The following is a 21,416-nucleotide window of genomic DNA, read 5'->3' on the forward strand; positions in this document are numbered from 1 at the left end:
AGACACTGCCTGTTTTTCAACAATCAGGGTCAACCATGCAGGATTTCGATTTGCCTGGCGCAAAGCTGCGCTCGGGCGGTTTCTTCTCGGCATTGCAGCAACGCCGCCATGTGCTGACGGCGGTGGGCTGTGCAGCATTGCTGGCTGCCTGCGGCGGCAGCGACGACAGCAGCACAGCGCCTGTCAGCGCGCAGCCTGCCACGGCGACGCTGGCCGTTCTGGAGACCACGGATCTGCACTTCAATGTGCGCAGCTATGATTACTTCAAGCTGGCCGAAGACAAGACCTATGGCTTCGAGCGCACGGCCACGCTGATCCGTGCGGCTCGCAAGGAATTTGCCAACACGCTGCTGGTGGACAACGGCGACACCATCCAGGGCACGGCACTGGCCGACTACGAGGCCGAGGTAAAGCCCATACCCTGCACGCAGCAGCTGTCCATGTACAAGGCCATGGGCGCATTGAGCTTTGACGCGGGCACGCTGGGCAATCACGAATTCAACTACGGCCTGCCCTTTCTCAACCAGGTGCTGGGCGGAGGCCTGGATGTGGATGGCGTGGATGCCAGCCAGAAATGCGCGGGCAACGGCTATCCGGCCGTACTGGCCAACGTCTACAGCAGCAAGACCAAGAAGCCGCTGGTGCAGCCCTATGCCGTGCTGGAGCGCACCATGGTGGCCAAGGGCAGCGATGGCAAGGAAGTCAAGCTGCCCATCAAGATCGGTGTGATCGGCTTCACCACGCCGGGCATCATGAACTGGGACAAGCGCTATCTGGAAGGCAAGGTCTACACCGAGGGCGCGGTGGAGGCTGCCGGCAAATACGTGCCAGAGTTGCGCGCCAAGGGCGCCGATGTGGTGGTGGCGCTGCTGCATGGCGGTCTGGACGGATCGGCCTATTCGGCCACCATGGAAAACCCCGGCCTGTATCTGTCCAAGGTGGCGGGCATCGATGCCATGGTCATGGGTCACCAGCACAGCGTGTTCCCCGATCTGTCGGCCAAGCCAGCCTATAGCCAAAGCGGCGTGGACAATGCTGCCGGCACCATCAACGGCGTGCCTGCGGTCATGGCCAGTTCCTGGGGCAAGGCGCTGGGCGTGATCCAGCTGCCGCTGCAATGGGACGGCAAGAAGTGGAGCGTGGCCAAGACCGGCAGCAAGAGCGAGCTGCGCAACATCCAGAAAAAGGATGCCGCAGGTGCCACGGTGTTTGTGGATGCCGACCCGGCCGTTGCTCCGCTGATCGAGACACAGCATCAGGCAGCCATCAGCTACGTGAAGACGCCCATTGGCAGCACTGACTTCCGCATGAGCACGCTGTTTGCCGATGTGGGCGACCCCGGCGCGATCCAGATCGTCAACCAGGCCCAGCAGGCCTATGTGGCCAGCTATATCAAGGCCAATCTGCCGCAGTACGCCAGCCTGCCCGTGCTGTCGGTGAGTGCGCCGTTCAAGTCGGGCTTTCAGGGTGGCAAGGACTTCACCGATGTGGCTGCCGGCTCGCTCGCCATCTACAACGCGGCTGACCTGTATCTCTACCCCAACACCGTGTACGCAGTGAAGGTCAATGGTGCCGACATCAAGAGCTGGCTGGAGGCTGCCGCCAAGCGCTTCAACCAGATCGATGTGAACAAGACGACCGAGCAGCCGTTGATCAGCAGCTTCCCGGGCTATAACTTCGATATGTTCACCACGGCCGATGTGCAGTACGAGATCGATGTGACTCAGCCGCTGGGCAGCCGCATCAAGAACCTGAGCTATCTGGGCAAGCCCATTGATACGGCGCAGGAGTTCGTGATCGCCACCAACAACTACCGTGCCACCAGCGGTGCCAGCTTCATCCCCAAGCTCGACGGCTCGTCGGCCATCTGGGCATCGCCCGATGCGAACCGCGATGTGGTGATCGAGTATGTGCGCAAGAACCCGCAGATCACCAGGGCGGCCAATGGCGCAGCCAAGAGCTGGCGCTTTGCCAAGGTGACGACGGCCGGCCCGGTGGTGTTCAGCTCCGGCACCAATGCCTTGAGCGTGGCCCAGGCTGCGGGTCTGTCGGGAGTGTCGGTGCTTGCGGCCGATGACGGCTCGGGCAAGGGCATGAGCAAATACCAGCTAGATCTGTCCAAGTAGGCGGCGCTGCCGCAATGACTGCCGCCGTGGCTGCGAAGGCCACGGCGGCTTTTTTCTGGGACTGGCTATGATGCGAGAAAATTTTCAGGGAGAGGGTATGACGGCATATATCGCGCTGGCAGTGGTGGTGGTGATCGTGATCTGGGCAATTGCCCTCTACAACCGCTTGCGCACGCACAAGAACCAGGTGGAGAACGCATTTGCGCAGATCGATGTGCAGCTCAAGCGCCGTCATGACCTGATTCCCAATCTGGTGGAGGTTGCACGCGGCTATATGCAGCATGAGGCCCAGACGCTGGAGGCCGTGATTCGCGCACGCGGCGACGCCGTCAGCGCTGCCGACAAGGCGCGTCAGTCGCCGGGCAAGGCGCAGGCCATGGGGGCACTCATGGCTGCGGAGCAGGTGCTGGGAGGTCAGGTAGGCCGTCTGATGGCGCTGGCCGAGGCCTATCCCACGCTCAAGGCCGATGGCCGCATGCAGCAGCTCAGCGAAGAGATCACCAGCACCGAGAACCGCATCGGTTTTGCACGTCAGTCCTACAACGACGAGGTGCTGGAATTCAACAACCAGGCCGGACAGTTTCCGGATCTGATCGTGGCGCGGCTGGTGGGTTTTGTGCATATGGACATGCTGGCTTCGACCCAGAGCGAGCAGGAACGAGCCGTCCCCCAGGTCAGGTTCTGAGCGCATGCGTTTCTGGGAGCGACAGCGCGAAGCCAGGCGCAGTACGCGCTGGTTGCTGCTGGTGTTCGGCCTGTGTGTGCTGGCCGTGGTGGCGTCGGTGCATCTGGGCCTGATGCTGGCCTGGTGGCTGGGCACTCTGGCCTTCGGCGGCTGGGACTATCCCACGGGCTTTGCGACGGTGAATATCGGCGTGACCTTGCTGCTGGTGCTGGGCGGCTGCTGGATAGAGCTGGACCAGCTGCGCCACGGCGGGCGCCAACTGGCCCAGCGCGTGGGAGCGCGCGAGGCCAGACCCGGCAGCTCGCTGGCCGAGCAGCAACTGTGCAATATCGTCGATGAAATGTGCATTGCGGCACACTGGCCTGCACCCCAGGTCGCGGTGCTGGCGCGGACCGAGGCCATCAATGCCTTTGCGGCGGGCTGGGATGCGCAAGACGCCGTCATTGCCGTGACCCAGGGTGCGCTGGACCAGCTCAGCCGTGAGGAAATGCAGGGGCTGGTAGCGCATGAGCTGTCCCATCTGCGTGAGGGCGACACGCGGCTGAACATGCAGCTGGCCGGCATGGTCTATGGGCTGGAGCTGATTCACAACTTCGGCCAGAACCTGCGCGAGCGCGACAGCATCCTTACGCAATGGTTCGGCCTCTTCATCCAGGCTGCGGGCTTTGTCGGCTGGCTCGGCGGCCAATTGCTCAAGGCCGCCGTATCGCGCCAGCGCGAATATCTGGCCGATGCCCGAGCCGTGCAGTGGACGCGCAGCAAGGACGGGCTGGGCGGCGTGCTGCGCAAGGTGCTCACGCAGCGCGAACTGGCCGAGCAGCAGTACGGCAGCTGGCAGCAGGACACGCGCAGCCACCAGGGGCTGGACAAGCGCATCGTGCAGCACATGCTGCTGGCCGAAACACCCCATGCCAGCCGCCTCGAAGACTGGCTGGAATCCCACCCCACGGTGCCCGAGCGCATACGCCGCATTTACGGCCGCGATATGCGGCCGCTGCCCTTGCCGCTCAACACCGTGCCGCAGGGGAGATAAGCCTTTTGGGCTCAAGCCCAATGGAGATAGGCGCGAGCAGCTATCAGGTCGGAAGGATGGGGCTCAGAACAGCTTGCGCTTGCCCGGCTGCAGCAGCACCACCAGTGCGCCCGCGCCCCCTTCGGCCGGGCGGGCCTGGACAAAGGCCAGAACCTCTTTTTTCTGAACCAGCCAGCGCTGAACCTTGCCCTTGAGAACGGGGGTGCGGCCCGGCGATCCCAGGCCCTTGCCGTGCACGATGCGCACGCAGCGCACGCCCGTGCGGTGCGACAGGCGGATGAACTGGCCCAGCGCCTCGCGGGCTTCGTCCGAGCGCAGGCCGTGCAGGTCCAGCTGGCGCTGAATGCTCCAGTGGCCGCCACGCAGCTTGCGCGTCACGTCGAGACCGATGCCGGGGCGGCGAAAGCTCAGCTGATCGTCCACGTCCAGCAGGGTGCTGACATCGAACTCATCGCTCATGGCTTCGCGCAGCACGTTCTGTTCGTCCAGCACCATCTGCAGCGGCAGCGGCGAGGGGGCCGGCTCCACAAAGCTGACTTCGTTGCGCGAGCGCAGCGGCGTGACCTTGCCGACGCTGAGCGCAAACAGATTGCGTTCACGCTCGCGCGCTGCACGCGCCTCGGCCTGCGCGAGGGCCAGGGCTTCGGCCTGTTCGCGCATTTGCTTGAGATGGCGGGAGATGCCGGCCAGATCCTGCAGCGAGCGGTGTGCGTGGCTCATAGCAGACCCTCCTCGGCCATGGAGCAGGCAGCGCCCGGCCCGACGATGATGTGGTCGAGCACGCGTACATCGATCAAGGCCAGAGCGGCCTTGAGAGTGGCGGTCAGCGCGCTGTCGGCACTGCTGGGCTGCACGTTGCCGCTGGGGTGGTTGTGCGCGAGGATCACCGCGCCGGCCTGATGGTGCAGGGCGCGCAGCACGACTTCACGAGGGTAGACGGAGGTTTGCGTCAAGGTACCGCGAAACATTTCTTCAAGAGCCAGCAAGCGGTTCTGGCTGTCCAGAAACAGCACGGCAAACACCTCGTGCGGCCTGGCTGCCAGATGCAGCTGCAGATAGTGCTTGACGGCTTCGGGGGAGGAAAAGACTTCCCGCTCGCGCAGCTGCTGTGCCGTGGCACGGCGGGCCAGCTCCAGCACGGCCATCAGCTCGGCTCGCTTGGCAGGGCCCAGGCCTTTGACGGTTGTCAAAGCCTGGTAGTCGGCGGCCAGCAGTCCGGCCAGACCGCCTGCTCCCTGGCCATCACCGGGCAGCTCCAGCAGCTCCTGCGCCATCTGCAGCACTGTCTTGCCGGCCATGCCGGTGCGCAAAATGACGGCCAGCAGCTCGGCATCCGAGAGCGCCGCCGCACCCCGCTGCGCGAGCTTTTCGCGCGGCTGGGCATCCAGGGGCAGGTCTTTGATGGGCATGGGTGTCAGTGCTCGCTTGCACAAGGTGGGGAAGGGGCGGGCCGGCCATCTCAACGCAGCCGCGAAGAGGTTATAGGCTCGCTCTTACAATGCAGCCCAGTTTATCGGGACTTTCATGACCACAAGCGCAACCCCTTCGGATCTGCCCGTCGTGCAGGCAGGCTCTTTTCTCACGCTGCATTACCGCCTGGCGGGCCCTGCGGGCGATGTGATCAATACCTTCAACGAAAAGCCGGCGACGCTGTCGCTGGGTGCGGGCGAGCTGTCGCCGGCCATGGAAGACAAGCTGATCGGCCTGGCCGAGGGCACGCACACCACTTTCGAGCTGCCCGCAGGCGAGGCTTTTGGTGAGCGCAACCCCGACATGATGCAGTGGGTGGCCCGCAAGCTCATGAACGAGCTCGGCGACCCGCATGAGCAATACACCGCAGGCGATGTGGTGCAGTTCCCCACGCCCGATGGCAACGGCAGCTACGCCGGCGCCGTGGTGCAGGTGCGCGAGGACGGCGCCGTGCTGTTCGACTTCAACCACCCGCTGGCCGGCCAGCCCGTGACGTTTGAAGTGAAGCTGATCGGGGTGCTCTGAGGTGGTGGGAGCCAAGGAAGTCCTGCTGGCCGAACCGCGCGGCTTTTGCGCCGGGGTGGATCGCGCCATCGAGATCGTGGAGCGGGCGCTGGCCAAGTTCGGCGCGCCCATCTATGTGCGCCACGAGATCGTGCACAACACCTTTGTGGTCAACGACCTCAAGGCCAAGGGCGCCATCTTCATCGAGGAGCTCGACGAGGTGCCGCCCGGCGCCACGCTGATCTTCTCGGCCCATGGCGTCTCCAAGGCCGTGCAGCAGGAGGCCGAGCGTCGCGGCTTTGCCATCTTCGATGCGACCTGCCCGCTGGTCACCAAGGTGCATGTGGAAGTCGCCAAGCTGGCCAAGGAAGGCTACGAATTCCTCATGATCGGCCACAAGGGCCATCCCGAGGTCGAAGGCACCATGGGCCAGCTCTCCGAAGGCATTCACCTGGTCGAGGACGAAGGCGATGTGGCCAAGGTGGCGCCGCGCCAGACCGAAAAGCTGGCCGTGGTGACGCAGACCACTCTGTCGGTCGATGACGCCGCAGGCATCAAGGCCGCCATCAAGGCACGCTTTCCGCTGGTGCGCGAACCCAAGCAGCAGGACATCTGCTATGCCACGCAGAACCGCCAGGACGCCGTGAAGGTGCTGGCACCCCAGGTGGATCTGGTCATCGTCGTCGGCAGCCCGACCAGCTCCAACAGCAACCGCCTGCGCGAGCTGGCCGATCGCCTGGGCACGCCTGCCTACATGGTGGACAACGCGCTCGAGCTCAAGCAGGAGTGGTTTGCCGATGCAGCCCGCGTGGGGCTGACGGCCGGGGCTTCCGCGCCCGAGGTGCTGGTCGACGAGGTCATCGCCCGCATCCGGCAACTGGGTGCAGTCGCCGTGCGCAAGATGGACGGTATCGAGGAAACCATCAAGTTCCCGCTGCCCAAGGGTCTGAAGATCGACGCGGCCACGGGCCTGGAGATCGAAGTGCGCAAGGCGCCCGAGACCGGACATTGAGTTCTGACAAGCAGAATGCTTGTAACTTCATAGCGCCTTGCGCATGGTATTCAACGACTTCAGATGGTTTTTATCTGAAAATCTACGAATGGCCTGCGCAAGGCGCTTTGCTTTTGATAGCTGACTGCTGCCATCCCCCGGGTATCGGCCGGGTGTGGCCAGTCGCTCTAAAATCCCCCTCTATGCTCGACATTCAACTTCTCCGCAAAGACCTGGATTCAGTCGTCGCCCGACTGCAAACCCGCAAGAACCCCCAAGCCTTCCTGAACGTGGAAGCCTTCAAGGCGCTGGAATCCGAACGCAAGTCCATCCAGACGCGCACGGAGGAGCTGCAGTCCAAGCGCAACCAGCTGTCCAAGCAGATCGGCATGTTGATGGGCAAGGGCGAAAAGGACGCCGCCGAAGCCGCCAAGGCCGAAGTGGCCGCCATGAAGACCGAGCTGGAACAATCGGCCACGCGCCTGGACCAGATCCAGACCGAGCTGCAGGCCATGCTGGTGGCCGTGCCCAATCTGCCTCATGAGTCCGTGCCCGTGGGCGCCGACGAAGAAGGCAATGTGGAAGTGCGCAGCTTCGGCACGCCCAGGAACTTCGACTTCGAGATCAAGGATCACGTGGATCTGGGCGCGCCCATCGGCCTGGACTTCGAAGCCGGCGTCAAGCTCTCCGGTGCCCGCTTTACCGTGATGCAGGGCCAGATCGCGCGCCTGCACCGTGCGCTGGCCCAGTTCATGCTGGATCTGCAGACCGAGCAGCATGGCTACACCGAATGCTATGTGCCTTACATCGTCAACAGCGATTCGCTCAAGGGCACGGGCCAGCTGCCCAAGTTCGAAGGCGATCTGTTTGCGGCCCAGAAGGGCGGCCAGGATGCCGAACCCCTGCCCGACACCGCAGCTCTGTACCTGATTCCCACGGCCGAAGTGCCTCTGACGAATCTGGTGCGCGACGAAGTGCTGGCCGAAGACCGCCTGCCCATCAAGCTGACCGCACACAGCCCCTGCTTCCGCTCGGAAGCCGGCTCCGGCGGCCGCGACACGCGCGGTCTGATCCGCCAGCACCAGTTCGACAAGGTCGAGATGGTGCAGATCGTGCATCCCGAAAAGAGCTATGAAGCGCTGGAAGAGATGACGGGTCACGCCGAAGCCGTGCTGCAGAAGCTGGGCCTGCCGTACCGCGTGATGAGCCTGTGCACCGGCGACATGGGCTTTGGCGCTGCCAAGACCTACGACCTGGAAGTCTGGGTGCCGGCACAGGGCACCTATCGCGAAATCAGCTCGGTCTCCAACTGCGAAGCCTTCCAGGCGCGCCGCATGCAGGCTCGCTTCAAGAATGCGCAGGGCAAGAACGAACTGGTGCACACGCTCAACGGCTCCGGCCTGGCCGTGGGCCGTACGCTGGTCGCCGTGCTGGAGAACTATCAGAACGCCGATGGCTCGATCACCGTGCCCGAAGCACTGGTTTCGTACATGGGTGGCAAAACTTTGCTGAAGGCCTGATTTTTTAGGCTACAATAGATGCTTCGACACAGGAGAGGTGGCAGAGTGGTCGAATGTACCTGACTCGAAATCAGGCGTACGTGCAAACGTACCGTGGGTTCGAATCCCACCCTCTCCGCCAATGCGGCTGTAGCTCAGCTGGATAGAGTACTTGGCTACGAACCAAGGGGTCGTGGGTTCGATTCCTGCCAGCCGCACCAAACGTTAAGCCTCAGAGTAGAAATACTCTGAGGCTTTTTCGTTTCTGGCGTCTGCCCAAGATAGGCGTTTGACAGAAAGGCCCGGCCACCGCAGTGTCCGGCAGGGCCTTGGCCAAGTCTTGCTCTATGCCTGCATTCCTGCACTGGCCAGCACGGCCAGGGCGCAGGAAGCGATGCGGCTGGCCACCGAATCGGAGCGGCTGGTCAGCACGATGGGCACGCGCATGCCCAGCACCAGGCCGGCGCATTCGGCGTTGGCCATGTAGACCAGCTGCTTGTAGATCATGTTTCCAGCTTCGAGGTTGGGCGCCAGCAGCACATCGGGACGGCCTGCGACATCGGAGACGATGCCCTTGTTGTGTGCCGAGTGCAGGGAGATGGCGTTGTCGTAAGCGAGCGGGCCGTCAAAGATGCCGCCCGTGATCTGGCCGCGGTCGGCCATCTTGCACAGGGCTGCCGCATCGATGGTGCCGGGAATGGCCGGGTTGACGGTTTCCACCGCCGACAGCAGGGCCACGCGTGGCTGGACTATGCCGATGGCGTGGGCCAGATCGACTGCGTTCTGGGCGATATCGCGCTTTTCCATCAGGCTGGGGAAGATGTTGACCACGCAGTCGGTCATCAGCAGCGGGCGGTCGTAGCCGGGGATGTCCATGATGAATACATGGCTGGCCCGGCGGCTGCCGCGCAGACCGGCTTCACGCGCCACGGCCGCCCCCAGCAGATCGTCGCTGTGCAGGCTGCCCTTCATCAGGGCCCGGGCCTGGCCATCGCGGCACAGGGCTGCGGCCTGGGCCGCAGCGATGCGAGGGTCGTCCGCCGTGGAGTGAATCTCGGCGGCAGACGGATCGAGACCGGCTGAGCGGGCTGCGGCTTCGATACGTTGGCGCGGGCCTACCAGCAGGGGCCTAATCAGACCGGCCTGCGCCGCCTGCATGGCCGCCTGCACAGAGCCGGCGTCGCAGGGGTAGGCCACGGCCACAGGAATCGGGCCGCGGGCCCGGGCCTGGTCGATCAATTGCTGGAGATGGGGACGCGGCGTGGCGGGTGCATCGTCGGCGGCCACGGCAAGTGAGAGTGGGGGAGTCATGAAAGCTCCTGCGGGAAGTACAGGGCCCGGCGTGAGTAACGCAGGGGGTCTGGGAGTCGGCTTTCGAGGGCCTCGCGCTTCACTCAGGCGCATGAAACCGGCGCGGCCCAACCCAGGGACACCGAGGAAGGGCCTGGGCTGGCCGCGCCGCCCCGCACCGAGGGTGTCGTCCCCCTCCCCCGCGAAGCGGGTAGAGAGGCGCCGTGCAACGAGGGGGAAGGCGCGCAGCGCCTCAGGGGGTGTCAGACGGCGTCAGACATAGTCCTTGTACTTGTCCAGCATGCGCACGGGCTTGGACAAGGCGTCGCGGCGGAAGGGATCGCCGAGCTCGCGGGTGCACATGATCTCGATCACGCAGGTCTTGCCTTCCTTCATCTGCATGTCGATGGCCTTTTGCAGTGCCGGGCCCACATCCTCGATGTGGTCCACCACGATGCCTTCGGCGCCCATGGCCTTGGCAATGTCGGAAAAGCTTTCGCTCTCGAGCTCGCCGGCCACGAAGCGGCGGTTGTAGAAGTCCACCTGGTTCTTCTTTTCCGCGCCCCACTGGCGGTTGTGGAACACCACGGCAGTCACGGGGATGTCGTGGCGCACGGCGGTCATGATTTCCATCATGCTCATGCCCCAGGCACCGTCACCTGCATAGGCGATGGCCGGGCGATCGGGGGCTGCGCACTTGGCACCGATGATGGTGGGCAGGGCATAGCCGCAGTTGCCGAAACTCATGGGGGCAAAGAAGCTGCGCGGCTCGTCGAAGCGCAGATAGCTGTTGGCCACCGAGTTGATGTTGCCGATGTCGGTAGACACCATGACGCGCGCCGGCATGGCTTTTTCGAGTTCACGCAGCACCTGGCGGGGATGCAGATAGCTGCCGCCGGTCGGCGTGCGCTCGCCCTTGGCCTCTTCGATCATGTCCAGGCTGTATGCATCGCGTTCATGGGTCCAGCCGTCGAGCTCCTTTTCCCAGGCGGCTTTTTCCGTGGCGATGGTGTCGGCGCGCGCGGCCTTGGTGGCGTCACAGCCCAGCGTCACATCGGCCAGGCGCCTGCTCAGCTCGGCCGCTACGGCCTTGGCATCGCCGTTGATGCCCACGGCAATCTTCTTGACCAGGCCCAGATTGGTGTGATCGGCCTCGATCTGGATGATCTTGGCGGTCTTGGGCCAGTAGTCCATGCCATGCTGGGGCAGGGTGCCGAAGGGTCCCATGCGCGAACCCAGCGCAATCACCACGTCGGCCTGGGCGATCAGCTTCATGGCAGCCTTGGAGCCCTGGTAGCCGAGCGGGCCGGCCCACAGCGGGTGCTTGGCGGGGAAGGCATCGTTGCGCAGATAGCCGGTGGCCACGGGCGCGCCCAGGCGCTCGGCCAACTGCCTGGCTTCCTCCACGGCATCGCCCATGACCACGCCGCCGCCGGCCAGGATCACCGGGAACTTGGCGGTCTTGAGCAGCTCCACGGCGGCCTGCAGGCTGGCCTCGCCGCCATGGCCGCGGTCCACGCGCATGGGCTTGGGAATCTCGCACTCGATCTCGCCGTAGAAGTAATCACGCGGAATATTGAGCTGGGTCGGGCCCATCTCGGACATGGCGCGGTCGAAGACGCGGCCCGTGAACTCGGCCATGCGCTTGGGGTTGCAGACATGGCCCTGGTACTTGGTGAACTCCTGGAACATGGGCAGCTGATTGGCCTCCTGGAAGCCGCCCAGGCCCATGCCCATGGTGCCGGTCTCGGGAGTCACGATCACCACCGGGCTGTGCGCCCAGTAGGCTGCGGCAATCCCGGTCACGCAATTGCTGATGCCGGGGCCGTTCTGGCCGATCACCACGCCGTGGCGACCCGAGACGCGGGCATAGCCGTCGGCCATGTGGGCCGCACCTTGCTCATGCACCACCGGGATCAGGCGAATGCCTGCGGGCGCGAAGATGTCCATGGCATCCATGAAGGCGGAACCCATGATGCCGAACATCTCGCTGACGCCATTGGCGACGCAGGTTTCCACGAATGCTTCCGAAGGGGTCATCTTGTGAACGCCTTCAACCACTTTACGATTGTCCGTTGCAGCCATCTTTGTCTCCTTGAAAAATTGAAACCCATGGTTCCGAAAAAAGAAATAACGATGTCAGTCTATGGCATTTTTTCGAGTTTATGCAAGTAAATTTCTTTTTGCGGAACAAATTGACTCGAAAAATGGAAATTACTATGATCGACAGCGATATGAAGCACAGCGAAGACACCCCCTCGGCTCGCCTGGACGGAGACACGCCCAATCTGCGTTTGTTCGCGCTGCTGGAAGCCGTGGCGCAGAAGAGCCAGCCCTTCACCTTGCAAACCATGGTGGAAGAGACAGGGCTGCCCAAGCCGACCATGCACCGCATGCTTGCGCAGCTGGAGGGCGCCGGAATCCTGCAAAGAGATGGCAACGGCCGCCACTACGGCACGGGCCAGCGGCTGATGCGGCTGGCGCAGAACGTGTTGCTCAACAACACCACGCATGGCGCGCGGCATGCGGTGCTGACCCAGCTGGTGCGCGAGCTCGGCGAGAGCTGCAACATCACGGCTTTTTCGGGCAGCGAGGTCCTGTATCTGGACCGCGTGGAGACGCCGGCCCCGCTGCGCTTTTATCTGCATCCGGGCTCGCGCGTGCCCGCGCACTGTTCGGCCACGGGCAAGCTGTTCCTGAGCCAGATGTCGCCCGCACAGCGCCGCCGGCTGCTGGCCAATGTGCCGCTGGAAGCGTTCACCGGCAACACGCTGACGACCTTCGAGGCGCTGGAGCAGGAGCTCGATCAGGTGCGGACGCAGGGCTACGCCTTCGACAACGAGGAGTTCCTGCCCGGGTTGCTGTGCCTTGGTGTGCTGGTGCCTGCACCCAATGGCAACTCCAATATGGGGCTTGCCGTGCAGGCGCCCATCATGCGTTTTTCCAAGGAGAAGGCCTTGTCCTTTCTTCCCAAGCTGCAGGCGGCCGTCGAGGCGATCGCCCGCATTAACGATGACGTTCCACCGGAAACCGATGATGACTGACCTGAGCCAGCTGCAGCCCACCCGCACCGTCAGCGTGCGCGATGTATTTGGCATCGACACGGACATGAGCGTGCCGGCTTTTGCCGAGCCGAGCGAACATGTTCCCGCCATTGACAAGGCCTACCGCCTCAATCCGCAGGTGACGCAAGCCATCCTGGCGGGCTTCGCGCACAACCGGCGCGTCGTCATTCAGGGCCTGCATGGCACGGGAAAATCCACGCATATCGAGCAGGTGGCCGCCAGGTTGAACTGGCCCTGCGTGCGCGTGAATCTGGACGGTCATATCAGCCGCCTGGATCTGGTGGGCAAGGACAGCATCGTGCTGCAGGAAGGCAAGCAGGTGACCCAGTTCCAGGAAGGCATTCTGCCCTGGGCACTGCAGCGGCCCGTGGCCATGGTGTTTGACGAGTACGACGCCGGACGCCCCGACGTGATGTTTGTCATCCAGCGGGTTCTGGAGCGTGAGGGCAGCTTTACCCTGCTCGATCAAAAGCGCGTGATCCAGCCGCATCCGTGCTTTCGGCTGTTTGCCACCATGAACACCCTGGGGCAGGGCAATCTCAACGGGCTCTATCACGGCACGCAGCAGCTCAACCATGCCCAGCTCGATCGCTGGAATCTGGTCACCAGCCTGAACTATCTGCCCCCGGCCGAGGAAGCGGCCATCGTGCTGGCGCGTGTGCCGGAGCTCGCCACAGCCGACGGGCGCCGCAAGGTGGAAGCCATGGTGGCGCTGGCCGGGTTGACGCGCAAGGGCTTTGCCGTGGGGGATCTGACCTTGCTGATGTCTCCGCGCACGGTGATCAACTGGGCGGAAAACATTTCCATCTTTCACGATCTGAAGCTGGCCTTCGAGCTGTCGTTCCTCAACAAATGCGAGCCTGCAGAGCGCGCCATCGTGAGCGAATATTTCCAGCGCTGCTTCGCCCAGGAGCTGGCGCAGCCCGCAGAACCAGCACTGGCGTTGCTGGCATGAGCGCCGGGACCTCCGGCCCTGCCTCGCTGTCCCGCATGGAGGCCTGGGGCGGCGCCATGCTGCGCGCGGTCACCGGCGACGCCAGCCTGCAATGGAGCGGTCAGACGCTGTACCGCGGCACCACGCCCATACCCCAGGCGGCGGCCCACCATAGCCAGGTGCCGGTGCAGCAGACGGATCAGCGCGGCCTGCTCGACAGCATGGGGCTGCGTCTGCAGTGGAGCGACCAGGCCCTGTTCCAGGCACATCTGCCCGAGGACCCGGTGGAGCGCATGGTGTTCGAGCTGCTCGAGCAGTTGCGCGTGGAGAGCCTGGTGCCCGATGCCTGGCCCGGAGCGCGCGAGAACATGCGCCAGCGCTTTGTGAACTGGTGCCAGGCATTCGTGGATTCCGGCCTGACGGAAAGCAGTCTTGGCATCTTGCTGTTTACGGTGGCCATCACGGCCTGGAGCCGGCTGACCGGGCATGAGATACCGGAGCGCATGGCTGATCTGGTGGAGTCCACGCGGATGTCCATGGCTTGCCCGCTGGGCCGGCACTGGGATCGGCTGCGGCGCTTCAGAGACCGGCAGCTCCAGTTTGTCGAGCCAGCCCTGGCCGTCAGCCGCTGGGTCGGCATGGCGGTGCGTGCGGCGCAGGAGGATGCGCCGCGCGGTGCCGGCGGCCCCAGGCGACGCAGCAGTTTTGCCCTGCCTCTGCACTTTGAGTCTCAGAGTCAGGACGGCATGCCCGTGGCGCAAAGCGGCGACAGCCGGGCCTGGGCCGGTACCGCGCAAAGCTACCGGGTTTTCACGCGCGAGTTCGATAGGGAGGTGCAGGCCGGTGAATTGATCCGCGCGTTGCAGCTGGCCCAGTTCCGGGAGCAGATGGATGAGGAACTGGCGCGCTCGGGATTGCAGCAGGCCGGGCGGCTGGCGCGCTATCTGCAGCAGCGCCTGGCCAGCACGCAGCGCAATGGCTGGAACTTCGGGCTGGAGGAAGGCCATCTGGACGGCAGCCGCCTGTCCCAGCTGGTGACGGACCCGCAGCAGCGCGCGATTTTCAAGGACGAAATGCAGCGCCCCGTCAACGAGACCGCAGTCACCATTCTCATGGACTGCTCGGGATCCATGAAAACCTTTGCCAAGCCCCTGTCGCTGTTGCTCGACGTGCTGGGGCGAGCGCTGGAGATGGCCGGTGCGAGCGTGGAGATACTGGGTTTTTCCACGCAGGCCTGGAATGGCGGCAGAACGCGCCGCCGCTGGCAGCGCGCCGGCCAGCCCCAGTTTCCGGGGCGTCTCAACGAGCGCCTGCACATTGTCTTCAAGGACGGGGCCAAGCCCTGGCGTCACGCCCGGCATGGCATTGCGGCGCTGCGCAAGCCCGACATCTTTCGTGAAGGCATCGACGGCGAGGCCGTGGAATGGGCGTGCCAGAGGCTGCGCGCCAAGACCGCGCAGCGTCGTATCCTGCTCGTGATCTCCGATGGCTGTCCCATGGACACGGCGACCCATCAGGCCAATGACGAGCATTATCTGGATCAGCATCTGCGGCAGGTTCTTGCCGCCCAGGAGCGTATGGGCGGCGTGAAGGTCTGTGCCCTGGGCGTAGGGCTGGATTTGGGGGTCTTCTACCGTCAAAGGCTTGCCGTCGATCTGCAGCACGATATCGACGAGGCCCTGCTGTTTTCGGTGGCCGAGATGCTGTGCAAACGATGACAGGGATGGACTGTGCGACCCATCCCTGCGATGGGGCCGCACACGGCTGAGCAACTATACCCAGCAAGCCAAAAAAAGAGGCGGCGGGAAGGCGCAATGTCTGCTCCGTCGCCTGCTTGTCCGACTACTCCCCGCCGCTCGCGCAGGCGGGAAGTGACAGGGCTTACATGCGTCCCTTCCATGGAACCAGGCGCTTTTCGACCCAGCGCATGAACAGATCGAACACATAGGCGATCACACCGATGACGATGATGCCCATGATCACGATGTCGGTGCGCAGGAAGTTCGAGGCGTTGAGCACCATCTGACCCAGACCCACGTTCGCTGCCACCATTTCGGCGGCCACCAGAGTCGTCCAGCCAAAGCCGATGGCAATGCGCATGCCCACCAGAATGTCGGGCAGGGCCGCCGGCAAGATCACATGGCGGATCACCTGGAAGTAGCTTGCTCCCATCGAATAGGCGGCATTGATCTGCTCCTGTGCGGCGCTGCGCATGCCCGAGCGTGCCGCCAGAGCCAAGGGCGCAAAGCAGCTCAGGAAGATCAGCAGAATCTTCGGCGTTTCATCGATGCCGAACCAGATGATGATCAGCGGCAGATAGGCCAGTGGTGGCAGGGGGCGGTAGAACTCGATGGGGGGGTCGAAGATGCCGCGTGCAAAGCGCGACATCCCCATCGCAATGCCTAGTGGAACGGCAATCAGGAAGGCCAGCCAGAACGCCACGGTCACGCGCAGCAGACTTGCCGAGAAATGCTGCCACAGCGGTTTGTCGTTGGCCTGCCCGGTCAGGTATTCATAGAACTGCTGGAACACCGCCTGCGGGCTGGGCAGGAACAAGGGCTTGATCCAGCCGAGATTGGTGGCGGCGAACCACAGTGCCAGCAGCAAGGCCACGGTGACGATGCTGATGCCAAGGCTGGAGCCTTCGCCGGGGGTCTTGAAGCGACTGGTCTTCACCGGTCCTGACGCCTGCGGGGCAGTGGCCTTGGGCTGCACGCGCGCTGTCGTGGCGGGCAGATGGTTGATTTGGACTGCTTCAGACATTGGCAGGCTCCCGGTGGTGAATCAGACTCAGAACTTCTTCGCGCATCCTGATGAAGTCGGGGCGCGACTTGACGGCACGCGCATCGCCGGTGCGCAGAAACTCATGGCAGAACGGCATGTCGTCGTAGACATGGGAGATGCGGCCCGGGCTGGGGCTCATGACGATCAGCCGGCTGGCCAGAAACAGCGCCTCCTCCACCGAATGGGTGATGAAGAACACCATCTTGTGGGTGGCATGCCATACCCGCAGCAGGATTTCCTGAACCTGTTCGCGCGTGAAGGCATCAAGCGCACCCATGGGTTCATCCATTAGCAGTAGTGCCGGATCGTTGGCCAGCGCGCGGGCAATGCCGACACGTTGCTGCATGCCGCCAGACAGTTCATAGACAGCACGCCTGGCGTAGTTCTGCAAGCCCACGAGACCCAGTTTCTCTTCGGCGATCTGCGTGCGCGTCTTCAGATCCATGCCGCGCATGCGCAGTCCCAGCGCGACGTTGTCGATCACATTGAGCCATGGCATCAGCGCATGCTTCTGAAACACCACCCCCTGATTGGCTCCGGGGCCCTGAATGGGTTTTCCGTCCAGCAGGATCTGGCCGCTGGAAGGTGCCAGAAAACCTGCCATGCAGTTGAGCAGCGTGGTCTTGCCGCAGCCCGATGCCCCCAGCGCGACCACGAAGTCGCCTTCATGCATGGTCAGGTTGACGGGCGCCAGGGCCTGCAAGTGCCCGCCCTTGACCTCGTAATTGACGGTCAGGTCACGTATATCCAGAGTCGGCATGACATTGCCCTCCTATGTGAAACAAAGCTGGGAGCCACGACGGGAAACTCCCGTCGTGGGCGGGCAGTCAGCGGCCGATTGCCTGCTTGACATAGCTGCTGTTGACGTACGCGGCGTAGTCGGGCTTGACCTCCTGGATTCGTCCCTGCGACTTCAGAAACGTTGCAGTATTGGTCATTGCCTTGGCCGCACCGCCTTCCAGCCACTGCACGCCGAGCTGCTCCTCGGCGCTGGGGAAGCGGTAAAGCGCCATGGCTGCGGGCACGTCCTTGGGGTCGGCCTTGCTCCATTTGGCAATCGCCTTGATCTCGGGCGAATCGGGAGTCCACCTGGCCAGGTTGTCGCGCACCTGGGCGCTGGCCCGATTCAGGGCCTTGATGAAGGCCACCATGAACTGGGGATTTTCCTGGGCGAACTTGCTGCTCACAGCAATGCCCTCAAAGGTGGGATAGCCCATCTGCGCAATGGAGCCGGAGGTGGCAATCACCTTGCCCTTTTGCTTGACCTTGGCCAGCACCGGATCCCAGACGAAGGTGCCGTCAATATCGCCGCGCTCCCAGGCAGCGGCAATCTCTGGCGGGCGCATGTTCATGATGTTGACCTTGCGTGCGTCAACGCCTTCCTTGCCCAGGGCCGCGACCAGCTGGTAGTGTGCGGTGGAGACGAACGGCACGCCTATGCGTTTGCCCTCCATGCTCTTGAAATTGCTGATGCCGCCGCCATCACGTGCCACCAGGGCTTCGGCGCTGGCGATGTCTGCAGAGATCCAGAGCAGCTTGATGTCCTGCCCCTGACTGGCGGCTGCGGTCAGCGGGCTGGATCCCACCTCTCCCATCTGCACGTCACCCGAGGCCATCGCCCGTATCACGTCGCCGCCGCCCGAGAACATGCGCCAGTTGATCTTGTAGCCCGTCTCCTTTTCCACCTCGCCCGACTCCATGACCAGTCGCAGAGGCACCAGCATGTCCTGGTTGGCGAAGGTCACGGTTTTCTGCTGCGCCAGCGCGAAGCCGGTCATGGCCAGTGCTGCTGTCGCGGCACCCGCTTTCAGCATCCATCGTTTTTGCATTTTCATTGCCAATTTCTCCTTGGTTAGAGCGATATCGGTTGAAGACTTAGACCAGAGAACCCTTGCTGTGCTCACTCTTGCTGACTTGCTTTCCCATTCCCGCTTCTGGCTGAACCGGTTGAAAGCCGCATCGCGAGGCTCAAAGAGCTTTCTGAGCGGATCGTAGTGAGCAACCTTGTGAGGCCAGTAGGGCCAGTTGATGTGAATCGTTAGGTCCAGTCGCGCACGGCCTCGGATGGTGCGTGCAGCACGGGTTGGCGTGCACCGCGACCGTGCATTGCAAAGCCTTGCATGGCGCGGCTTGCACGGGATATCTCGGTTCTGGTGGAAGGCGTTTTTGCGGTGTCCGCATGGGCTTAGGTGGTTTCACTGATCGCGGACAGATGCGGGAGGATTGGGCTGTCCGAGAGGCATGAGCGCTTGCGCAATATGCGTGCCACAGGGGCGGTTTTTCCTGTGGCCGGGACGCCCGAGAGGGGGCTGCACCGCATCCGTAGATAGGATGAAAAAAAAGCACCTTCCTTGCGGAAGGTGCTCTTCGTTGCGTGAAGCCGAACGGCGGCTGGCAGGGTCAGTTTTTCTCGTCGTTCATGTGATACCAGTGGTAGAGAAAGCGCTGGCCCATGCGGCGAAATGGTGCAAATGCCTCCGAGCGCACCATATTGAACACATTCGGATATTCGAGCGATGAGTTGTAGATTGGCAACTCGAAGGCCTTGAGGTTCTGGCCTGCGATGCGCTGGGCCATGCGACGGCCTGCATGCGCAGAGAACGACACGCCATTGCCGCCATAGCCGACCGCATAGAAGACGCTTTGCCTTGGATCGGGCTGGGTGATGCGCGGCATCATGTCGTGGCTTACATCGACCCAGCCCCACCAGGAGTAGTCCACCTGGATTCCCTTGAGGGCCGGGAACTTGTGGTGCAGGCCCTCAACCAGCTTGGCCATATGGACCGGATTGGGCGCATCGGCGCCGGTGATCGAGCTGCGGCTGCCGATCTGCACGCGGTTGTCGGGCAGCTTGCGGTAGTAAAAGCGCAGGGTGCGGGTGTCGGTGATGACTTGCGTGGTCTTGAAATTGGTGGCGGCCAGCTCTTCTTGCGTCAAGGGCCTGGTGACCAGCGAGTTCGAGAGAATCGGCATGATCTTGGAGCGCAGGCTGGGGTGAAGTCCGTTGCTGGTATAGCCGCCGGTGGCAAAGCCGACGGCGCGTGCCTTGACCGTGCCGCCCGGTGTCTGCAGGTAATGCACTCCGTTTCGCGTTTCCATGCCCAGCACGGGACTGGCGGGATGCACCTTCACTCCCAGCTCGCGGGCCTTGCGCAGATAGCCGAACGCCAGCTTGAGCGGATGCACGCCAATGCCGTCGGGCTCATGCATCGCGCCACGGCAGTCGGCGTCGTCGACATAGTCGCGGCGCACTGCGTCGACGCTGAGTATGCGGGCGTCATAGCCGAAGACTTCGCGCATGACGCGGGTCTCGTTGCGCAGAAAATCCATTTTTCGGTCGCGGTGGGCAATATACAAATGCCCTCCCGGTTGCGGCTCGCATTCTGGAAACTCGGCAACCAGGTTCTTGAAGGTGTCGAATCCTTCGCGGATTTCCGCGTCCAGCTTCAGGGCCACGTCCTTGCCCCAGCGCTCTATCCACTGCGAGCGATACAGACGGCCGCTGGCATTCTGGCCCTGGCCGCCGTTGCGGCTGGTGCAGCCCCAGGCGCTCTGGTTGGCTTCGAGAACCACGGCGCGAATACCGTGTTCGCGGGCCAGAAACAGCGCAGTGGACAGGCCCGTGAAGCCCGAGCCGACGATGACCACATCGGCTTCCATGTCGCCGCAGACCGGGCCATCGTCGTCAGGCGGTCTGCCTGCCGTTCCTACCCAGTAGGTCGGAGCGTAGCCGGCGCCATGTCCGGGGTTTCTTGCAACCAGGGGGTCGTACTGCGGGTCGTATGGATTCAGATGGCTGGGGCGGATGTCCTCGGCTTTCATGGCGGTGGTCTCCTGGTGTGGCTGCGTTTGAAGCGGCGCTCTATTGCTATGGAATTGATGTGCGCAAAGTCAATGCTGATGCACTGCTTGCGATGTCCAGAGCAGCATAGCCAGCCCCCTGTGTCGCTGGTTAGGGCCACGGCACAGGTTTTGATGGAGCCAGCTTGCAAGCCTGGTCATTCGAACCTCGGGATTGCCGCAGAGGGGCTGCGGCGAGTCTCTTGCAAACCGGGCGCCCCATCGAGTCGCACTCGCCGGGCGGGGCTGCGTGCTGGCCTGCTTCAGGCCGGCATGACCAGGCGGTGTCACTCGCCACCTCAGGGGGATGCATTGGAGTCCACCGCAACCTGTGCAGCCAGCGGGCGTTGCCGTGAGCTTTCCCTGCGCCTGCGGCGGCGATGACCGCATTGAGCGTGTTGATGCTCTCCTATCGTTTTCACCTAAATGAGGCCGCACAAGAGGCGTTTGCCGACGGGCCTCGGTCTGCATCCGCAAGAGCTGCGGCAGAGCGTCTCGCTCAGAGGAAATGCGGCCTTTTTCAAGGCATTTTTTCGGTGCGTGCCGCCGTCTTTGCGCGAGGGGTCCGCGCCTTGCGCGGCAAGGCCTTGGACTTAACGATAGCCAGCAACTGGTCCTACGAAATGGAGCCAGTGCTACCTACCATGAGCCATCGGAATTTCAGGCATTTTTCGATCGAAAGGGGTCGCTTTTGCAATGGTCGGCCCCATGACATGACAGCAATCTGGAGAGCATATGAGCAAGCAAGAATCCCAACCCGATGTCCAGTTTCTGGCGCGTTTCTCCGACGCGTGGAATCGGCATGACATTGACGCATTGATGGACTTCATGGCCGACGAATGCGAGTTTCACGCCGTAGCCGGCCCTGATCTGATGGGGCGCAGTTTTGTGGGCCGGGAGGCGGTACGCGAGGGCTTTCAGCTGGCCTGGCAGGCCTTCCCCGATGCCGCCTGGGTGGACGGAGAGCATTTCGTCCAGGGCGCGCGCGGCGTCTCGGAAAGCACCTTCAAAGGCACCAAGGCCGACGGCCTGCGGGTAGAGGCGCGCATGGTCGATGTGTTCACCTTTCGCGACGGCAAGATCGCCGTCAAGAACGCCTACCGCAAGGATCGTCCTCCAGTGGCGCTTTCCTGACACACGTCAGGCCTGCGGGCACACCTTCTTGCCTTACGGTGGGAGGCGTTGCACGCAGGGC

General features: G+C 63.3%; 18 protein-coding genes and 2 tRNA genes. 12 read left to right on the plus strand and 8 right to left on the minus strand.

Annotated elements, in window-relative coordinates:
- Positions 1-35: 35 nt before the first annotated feature.
- The 3 genes from DFO48_RS20855 (at position 36) to DFO48_RS20865 (ending at position 3,844) form a co-directional block, all read left to right on the plus strand.
- Positions 36-2,126, plus strand: coding sequence for a bifunctional 2',3'-cyclic-nucleotide 2'-phosphodiesterase/3'-nucleotidase (locus tag DFO48_RS20855; protein WP_114864638.1), 2,091 nt, complete (start codon positions 36-38; stop codon positions 2,124-2,126).
- 97 nt (positions 2,127-2,223) lie between these two features.
- Complete coding sequence (locus DFO48_RS20860; protein WP_114864639.1) at positions 2,224-2,811, plus strand: LemA family protein; 588 nt, start codon at positions 2,224-2,226, stop codon at positions 2,809-2,811.
- A gap of 4 nt (positions 2,812-2,815) precedes the next feature.
- Positions 2,816-3,844, plus strand: a complete 1,029-nt coding sequence (locus DFO48_RS20865) for a M48 family metalloprotease (protein WP_114864640.1) — start codon at positions 2,816-2,818, stop codon at positions 3,842-3,844.
- 63 nt (positions 3,845-3,907) lie between these two features.
- Here the strand turns inward: DFO48_RS20865 and DFO48_RS20870 are convergent, their stop codons facing one another.
- Both DFO48_RS20870 and radC read right to left on the minus strand, forming a co-directional pair.
- On the minus strand, positions 3,908-4,564 hold the full coding sequence (locus DFO48_RS20870) for a Smr/MutS family protein (RefSeq protein ID WP_003072778.1): 657 nt from the start codon (positions 4,562-4,564) through the stop codon (positions 3,908-3,910).
- Positions 4,561-5,253, minus strand: a complete 693-nt coding sequence (gene radC, locus DFO48_RS20875) for a DNA repair protein RadC (protein ID WP_003072780.1) — start codon at positions 5,251-5,253, stop codon at positions 4,561-4,563. Before radC ends, DFO48_RS20870 begins: the two co-directional genes overlap by 4 nt.
- Before the next feature lie 115 nt (positions 5,254-5,368).
- On the opposite strand from radC, the gene DFO48_RS20880 reads away from it, so the two are divergent.
- The 5 genes from DFO48_RS20880 to DFO48_RS20900 all read left to right on the plus strand — a co-directional run bounded on the left by DFO48_RS20880 (position 5,369) and on the right by DFO48_RS20900 (position 8,529).
- Positions 5,369-5,839, plus strand: a complete 471-nt coding sequence (locus DFO48_RS20880; RefSeq protein ID WP_114864641.1) for a peptidylprolyl isomerase — start codon at positions 5,369-5,371, stop codon at positions 5,837-5,839.
- 1 nt (position 5,840) lies between these two features.
- On the plus strand, positions 5,841-6,830 hold the full coding sequence (gene ispH, locus DFO48_RS20885; RefSeq protein ID WP_003065908.1) for a 4-hydroxy-3-methylbut-2-enyl diphosphate reductase: 990 nt from the start codon (positions 5,841-5,843) through the stop codon (positions 6,828-6,830).
- A 182-nt stretch (positions 6,831-7,012) separates the two neighbouring features.
- Positions 7,013-8,329: a serine--tRNA ligase gene (gene serS, locus DFO48_RS20890; RefSeq protein ID WP_114864642.1), complete on the plus strand. Its 1,317-nt coding sequence runs from the start codon at positions 7,013-7,015 to the stop codon at positions 8,327-8,329.
- A gap of 31 nt (positions 8,330-8,360) precedes the next feature.
- Positions 8,361-8,450, plus strand: a tRNA-Ser gene (locus tag DFO48_RS20895).
- 2 nt (positions 8,451-8,452) lie between these two features.
- Positions 8,453-8,529: transfer RNA gene (locus DFO48_RS20900), tRNA-Arg, on the plus strand.
- 124 nt (positions 8,530-8,653) lie between these two features.
- On the opposite strand, the gene DFO48_RS20905 is transcribed toward DFO48_RS20900, so the two are convergent.
- Positions 8,654-9,619: a bifunctional enoyl-CoA hydratase/phosphate acetyltransferase gene (locus tag DFO48_RS20905; RefSeq protein WP_114864643.1), complete on the minus strand. Its 966-nt coding sequence runs from the start codon at positions 9,617-9,619 to the stop codon at positions 8,654-8,656.
- Positions 9,620-9,871: 252 nt separating this feature from the next.
- A complete protein-coding gene (xsc, locus tag DFO48_RS20910; RefSeq protein ID WP_114864644.1) occupies positions 9,872-11,683 on the minus strand; it encodes a sulfoacetaldehyde acetyltransferase in 1,812 nt (603 codons plus the stop codon).
- A 134-nt stretch (positions 11,684-11,817) separates the two neighbouring features.
- On the opposite strand from xsc, the gene DFO48_RS20915 reads away from it, so the two are divergent.
- From DFO48_RS20915 to DFO48_RS20925, 3 genes are read left to right on the plus strand one after another with little or no spacing between them, the layout of a single operon-like run.
- Positions 11,818-12,642, plus strand: coding sequence for an IclR family transcriptional regulator (locus tag DFO48_RS20915; RefSeq protein WP_114864645.1), 825 nt, complete (start codon positions 11,818-11,820; stop codon positions 12,640-12,642).
- The gene (locus tag DFO48_RS20920; RefSeq protein WP_114864646.1) at positions 12,635-13,618 is read left to right on the plus strand and encodes an AAA family ATPase; all 984 of its coding nucleotides are present in this window, start codon (positions 12,635-12,637) and stop codon (positions 13,616-13,618) included. Before DFO48_RS20915 ends, DFO48_RS20920 begins: the two co-directional genes overlap by 8 nt.
- Positions 13,615-15,315 (plus strand): cobalt chelatase, encoded by a 1,701-nt coding sequence (locus tag DFO48_RS20925; RefSeq protein WP_114864647.1) that lies wholly within the window; start codon positions 13,615-13,617, stop codon positions 15,313-15,315. Before DFO48_RS20920 ends, DFO48_RS20925 begins: the two co-directional genes overlap by 4 nt.
- Positions 15,316-15,478: 163 nt before the next feature.
- On the opposite strand, the gene DFO48_RS20930 is transcribed toward DFO48_RS20925, so the two are convergent.
- The 4 genes from DFO48_RS20930 to DFO48_RS20945 all read right to left on the minus strand — a co-directional run bounded on the left by DFO48_RS20930 (position 15,479) and on the right by DFO48_RS20945 (position 20,203).
- Positions 15,479-16,360, minus strand: coding sequence for an ABC transporter permease subunit (locus tag DFO48_RS20930; protein WP_003072805.1), 882 nt, complete (start codon positions 16,358-16,360; stop codon positions 15,479-15,481).
- Positions 16,353-17,141, minus strand: coding sequence for a taurine ABC transporter ATP-binding protein (locus tag DFO48_RS20935; RefSeq protein ID WP_003072826.1), 789 nt, complete (start codon positions 17,139-17,141; stop codon positions 16,353-16,355). The genes DFO48_RS20930 and DFO48_RS20935 overlap by 8 nt, the downstream gene beginning before the upstream one ends.
- 67 nt (positions 17,142-17,208) lie before the next feature.
- Positions 17,209-18,216: a taurine ABC transporter substrate-binding protein gene (gene tauA / locus DFO48_RS20940; protein ID WP_003072828.1), complete on the minus strand. Its 1,008-nt coding sequence runs from the start codon at positions 18,214-18,216 to the stop codon at positions 17,209-17,211.
- Between the two features lie 565 nt (positions 18,217-18,781).
- Positions 18,782-20,203 carry an FAD-binding oxidoreductase gene (locus tag DFO48_RS20945; protein WP_003072830.1) on the minus strand — a complete coding sequence of 474 codons (1,422 nt, stop codon included), beginning with the start codon at positions 20,201-20,203 and terminating at the stop codon, positions 18,782-18,784.
- Positions 20,204-20,956: 753 nt separating this feature from the next.
- Between DFO48_RS20945 and DFO48_RS20950 the strand changes: the two genes are divergently transcribed.
- On the plus strand, positions 20,957-21,355 hold the full coding sequence (locus DFO48_RS20950) for a nuclear transport factor 2 family protein (protein ID WP_003072832.1): 399 nt from the start codon (positions 20,957-20,959) through the stop codon (positions 21,353-21,355).
- The last annotated feature ends 61 nt before the right edge of the window (positions 21,356-21,416 follow it).

The sequence above is a fragment of the Comamonas sp. AG1104 genome (genome assembly GCF_003350425.1).
In the GTDB taxonomy this organism is placed as follows: domain Bacteria; phylum Pseudomonadota; class Gammaproteobacteria; order Burkholderiales; family Burkholderiaceae_C; genus Comamonas; species Comamonas testosteroni.